Origin of the sequence: Occallatibacter sp. (genome assembly GCF_049802275.1) — a bacterium.
Taxonomy (GTDB): Bacteria; Acidobacteriota; Terriglobia; order Terriglobales; family Acidobacteriaceae; genus Telmatobacter.
In genome coordinates, this window is record NZ_JBARMD010000448.1 from 1 (window position 1) to 4,628 (window position 4,628).

The 4,628-nt window shown below is 56.1% G+C and carries 3 protein-coding genes; 2 read left to right on the forward strand and 1 reads right to left on the reverse strand.

Features of this window, described 5'->3' with window-relative positions:
- Positions 1 to 213 precede the first annotated feature (213 nt).
- On the reverse strand, positions 214 to 1,200 hold the full coding sequence (locus WA354_RS15545; RefSeq protein WP_472813934.1) for a substrate-binding domain-containing protein: 987 nt from the start codon (positions 1,198 to 1,200) through the stop codon (positions 214 to 216).
- 274 nt (positions 1,201 to 1,474) lie between these two features.
- On the opposite strand from WA354_RS15545, the gene dgt reads away from it, so the two are divergent.
- Together dgt and WA354_RS15555 are read left to right on the forward strand one after the other, a co-directional pair.
- On the forward strand, positions 1,475 to 2,635 hold the full coding sequence (gene dgt, locus WA354_RS15550; RefSeq protein WP_472813935.1) for a dGTP triphosphohydrolase: 1,161 nt from the start codon (positions 1,475 to 1,477) through the stop codon (positions 2,633 to 2,635).
- 84 nt (positions 2,636 to 2,719) lie between these two features.
- A complete protein-coding gene (locus WA354_RS15555) occupies positions 2,720 to 4,402 on the forward strand; it encodes a PA14 domain-containing protein (RefSeq protein ID WP_472813936.1) in 1,683 nt (560 codons plus the stop codon).
- Positions 4,403 to 4,628 lie beyond the last annotated feature (226 nt).

Below are 4,628 nucleotides of genomic sequence, written 5' to 3' on the forward strand. Positions count from 1 at the left end.
ACCCAATTCCTCCGCGCGTCAAGGGACCAAAGAAGGAGTTTTGAGGAAATATTTTGGGAATCGATTTAGCAATACGTTTACATCCGAAACCCATTTTTTACATCTTTTCCTTTGCCCAAAAAGATGCGGCAGCTTTCACCTCTGTGAAAGCTGCCGCCGTAGAAATTTCAGTGAGACTGAAGTCTTCGATTTATCTGTGCAACCAGGTCCTCGCTATTGATGAGCCTGCGCCGATGCGATGTAAGCGTCCACATTGCGTTTGTCTACAAGAGACGTGCCCGTATCCACAAAGACCGGGTACGGTGAAAACGCATCCTGGCTATAATCCGTCGTCAGTGAAGTCGGCGGCGCATGGAAAATTTCGTCCAGCGACCGCAAGCCGACGTATCCCATGGTGAAGGGCTTCTGTGCAACGGTCGCATTGATCGTTCCACCCTTGATCCCGTCCAGCGTATCCTGATTCACGTCCCATGCCACCACGACGCGATCCGTTGCATTCGTTCGCTTGACCGCGTCGGAAACCATCTTGCCTGACGCCGACTCCAGGCAGACAAACGCATTGATCTTTTTCGGACCTGTCTGCGCCATTAACTCCTGCGTCTTGTCAAAGGCCGTACGCGCATCGCTCTTGATATCGATTACATCAACAATGTGGATGCCGGGACGAGTGTCCAGCACATCCTTGAATCCCTTCAGCCGTTCTTCCATATTTGGTTGGCCCGAGAGGGTGAAGAAGACTACGTTCCCCGCGCCGCCCAGTTGCTCCACCACGCGATGGCCGCCCATCCTTCCGGCCTCCAGGTTATTCGTGCCGATAAAGAAAAGTCTCTTGCTTCCCACTGCGTCCGAATCGATCGTGATTACGGGAACTCCGGCGCCAATTGCCGAATCAATTGCCGGGCCAAGCACCGAAACGTCGGCAACCGAAATCAGGATCCCGGCAGGTTTCGCTGCCACTGCCTTCTGCAACTCGGCTAGTTCTGCCTGCGGGTCGTAGTTCTCGGGCCCTACTACTTTCGCCGTAACCTTGTATTCGGCTGCAGCCTTGTTGAAACCTTTTGCTGCGGTTTGCCAGTAAGGCAACGCCATATTGGACGAAACCAGGTAGAAGACTTCTTTGTTTGAATGCCTCTCGCAGCCGGTCGTGAATGTAACTCCAAGGGCCACCAGGGCCAATCCAATACATTTCAACGCTTTCATTCTTGCCTCCTGTCCGAATACGAAGAATATCGGATGCGCAAAATTACGATGCCTGCCCGCGCGGTTTGTAAAATCGGCAGGATCGTACTCCCGCACCCCGGTAATTGTCCAATCCAGTCGCAGGAAAGATTTTATAGCACCACGCATAGTCCACATTGGTGACTCGCGACACGCCTTTTCAGTTGTACATCGAAATCCCGCTCCGATTTGCCTTGCAACCTCGCCCCGCCGTGCATAAGCCGGCTCCACTGCGGTATAACCAGACCAACACGGGATGACATCACCAACTGAACTGAATGATCCGCTTCCTGGAAACATTGCCGTCGACGGCAACGGTTCCCTCTCTGCCCGTATACATCCTGAGCCGCCCCATCCATATCGCTCTCCGTTTGCCCGCGACAGCGCCCGTATTCTCCATGCCCGCGCCTTTCGCCGTCTGGCCGGAAAGACCCAGGTCTTCTCTCGTTTGGCGCACGATCTTCCTGGCGATCATTTCCGCAGCCGCCTGACCCATACCCTCGAAGTTGCCCAGATCTCCCGCACGCTCGCAGTCGCCCTGGGCCTGAACCCAGAACTCGCTGAGGCACTCGCTCTTGCCCACGACATCGGTCATCCCCCCTTTGGCCACGCCGGCGAAAAGGCTCTCGATACCGCATTGCGCCAGTATGGCCTCGGTTTCGACCACAATCTGCACGCCCTGCGCATCGTCACATGGTTTGAGGAGCGCTATCCTGCCTGGCGCGGACTCAACCTCACCCTCGGCCTTCGCGAGGGCATCATCAAGCACTCACGCGATTACTCCAGCGCTACCCATCCTGAGCTCGCTGAATACTTCCTCGATCTTCGTCCTCCAGTGGAAGCACAACTGATCGATCTCGCCGACGAGATCGCCTACCTGACAGCGGACTTCGATGATGGTCTCGACTCGGGCATCTTGAACGTGGCAGATGTGTGCCGCCACGTCCCGCTCTTCCGCCGTTTTCACGACGAGGTCAAGGCGCAATACCCCTCCGCGCAGTCCAAGCAAGTGGTCTATGAAACCCTAAACCGCATGCTCAACGCCCTTGTCACCGATCTGATGGAAGAAGTGCGGACTCGCGTGGCCGATCTCGGCGCCACCACCCTCGACGACATCCGACGCGCGCCAGCAAGGATCGCGGCTCTCAGTCCCGCCATGGAAGCGGAACGCGCCGCCGCCAAGAGCTATCTCTATACCAACTTCTACAACTCCCCGGGAATGGAAGAAGAACACGAGCGCGCAGCCCGCGTGGTTCAAGAGCTATTCTCAGTCCTGATGGCAGACCCCGGCCTTCTTCCGGCCGACCACCAGGCCCAGATCCCAACCGAAGGCCTCGCTCGCACCGTTGCCGACTACATCGCCGGCATGACCGACAGCTACATCGAGCAGCTCTGGTTCCGCCAGTGCCGATCCTAGCGGTTAATCACTCGTATATGCGACTGTGTGTCACGGCGGATTCTGTGAACGGGAGTATCATGACTCCAAGTTTCTGGCCCTGATATGTCTAGATTTCTACTCGTTCTTGCGGGCGTCATTTTGTTCGTGCATCCGCCGTCAGTTGTCGCAAATCCTCAATCGCAACAAGCATCAGCCAGCGAAAACGCCGCAAATCGGGACACTCAGAATGATTCAGGACTTGCTATCTTGCGTGTCACCACGCGAGAAGTCCTTCTCGATCTAATCGCCCTTGATCGTCACAACCAGCCGGTACTGGATCTCAAGCCTGACGAACTCCAGGTGTCTGAAGCTGCCGAACCGGAAACGAAAAAGAAAAGGAAAAAGCGGGAGCAACAGTCGACCGCACCAGCAGATATCGATCCAATCACCAGTCTCTCCATAGTCGACCCGAACAAGGCACCCTCCTCGGCAGACGAGGCGCGAACCGGATTTCGAATCATGGCGAGCTGCCTTGAACGCTCCACGACGCATTATCTGCTCGCATTTCATCCCGGGCCGGACGGCTGGAATAGCGGTCATCACCGGATCGCAGTTGCAACGACTCGCTCGGGGATCAAGCTTTCTTATCGCCACGAATACTACGTCGGCCTTGCGACTCCCGCGAACCGTCCCATTCTGGAAAAAGAAAAGGTGGATCAACTCCTCCAGCAATCAGCCTGCTATTACCCTGTGATCCCGCTGTCGATCATGCTCCAAGCTCGCCTTATCGACACTGGACGAAAGGACGTGCTCCGATATCTGGTGTCCGTTGACGCCAGTTCGCTCTCATTTCTGACGCTCAACAGCGACTCGACGGGCAGGGGTCTTGCAGGCTTCGACCGCCGAGTTGAGCTCGATTACGGAACCTGCAACTTCGACGAAAGCGGGCATCCACTCAGTTATTTCCACGCACCGCTTGAACAGGTGCTGAACTCCGCCGACTACGCTCGCGCACTGGATCGCGGATTTCCTCACATCCTCGAGTTCCCAGCATCAGAGCATATCGCGCTCAGCCGAGTCGTTCTGCGCGATCGTGCAACAGGCAATATGGGTGCCGCTGATCTGACGCTTCCGCAGCCCGCCCCTCGTCCAGCTTCGCAGTCATCTCCTGCCGCCGCGCAAACCGCCGCCGATCTCAAGACGTATCAGGACCGGCTGGCGCTCAATTGGGCGAGGGACGGCAACAAGCCGCCGCCCGTCTGGATTAGGCCTGTCCAGGGCCCGATCGGCTCATTCGGATCCATCGTCCCCGCTCCGCACTCCTTCTGCGGCGACGTCTACGAGTTGCTGGAGACATCAGACCATTTGCCCGACTTCCGTGAACTAGATCCCATCGGGTCCGTATATACATCGTCCCTCGATGTTCCGAATCAGATCTTTTCGAACACAACCGGGATTCCAGGTGTGACCCCACGCACCAACCTCTTCGGCATCGACTACCACGCCTCCTTCTGGGTGCACATTCCCGGCGAGTATCGCTTCCGGATGGCCTCCGACGATGGAGCCATTCTACAAATCGATGATGAGGCGATCATCAACCTTGACGGATTACATCAAGTCAATGAATCCACCGCCAGAATCAACCTGGAAACAGGTCTCCATACGATCCACGTGCCCTACTATCAAGGCGCAGTCGATTCTGTCGCCCTCGAACTGTGGGTAAAACCGCCCGACGCAAAAGACTGGGTTCTCTTCGACTTGAACGACTACGCCACACCAACCTCTTCCGTGAAGTCCGACAATTAAATCGCCATCGCGGTCGTCTCTCGTCACATTTAACTCCGCAGCGGTTGACACAGCCGCTCTTACGTTGATATCAACAACTCCTGATCATTGGACTCCGCGCATGAGTGGAATCCAGCAAAGAGGAGAGTCACGCCATGTTTTCCCCCAAAGGCAAATTCAGCTGGTACGAACTCATGACCAGCGATACAAAAGCGGCTGGCAAGTTCTATTCCGACGTCGTCGGATG

Coding starts and splice junctions, on each gene's coding strand:
- WA354_RS15545 (WP_472813934.1), bottom strand. CDS start 1,200: ATGAAAGCGTTGAAATGTATTGGATTGGCCCTGGTGGCCCTTGGAGTT.
- dgt (WP_472813935.1), top strand. CDS start 1,475: ATGACATCACCAACTGAACTGAATGATCCGCTTCCTGGAAACATTGCC.
- WA354_RS15555 (WP_472813936.1), top strand. CDS start 2,720: ATGTCTAGATTTCTACTCGTTCTTGCGGGCGTCATTTTGTTCGTGCAT.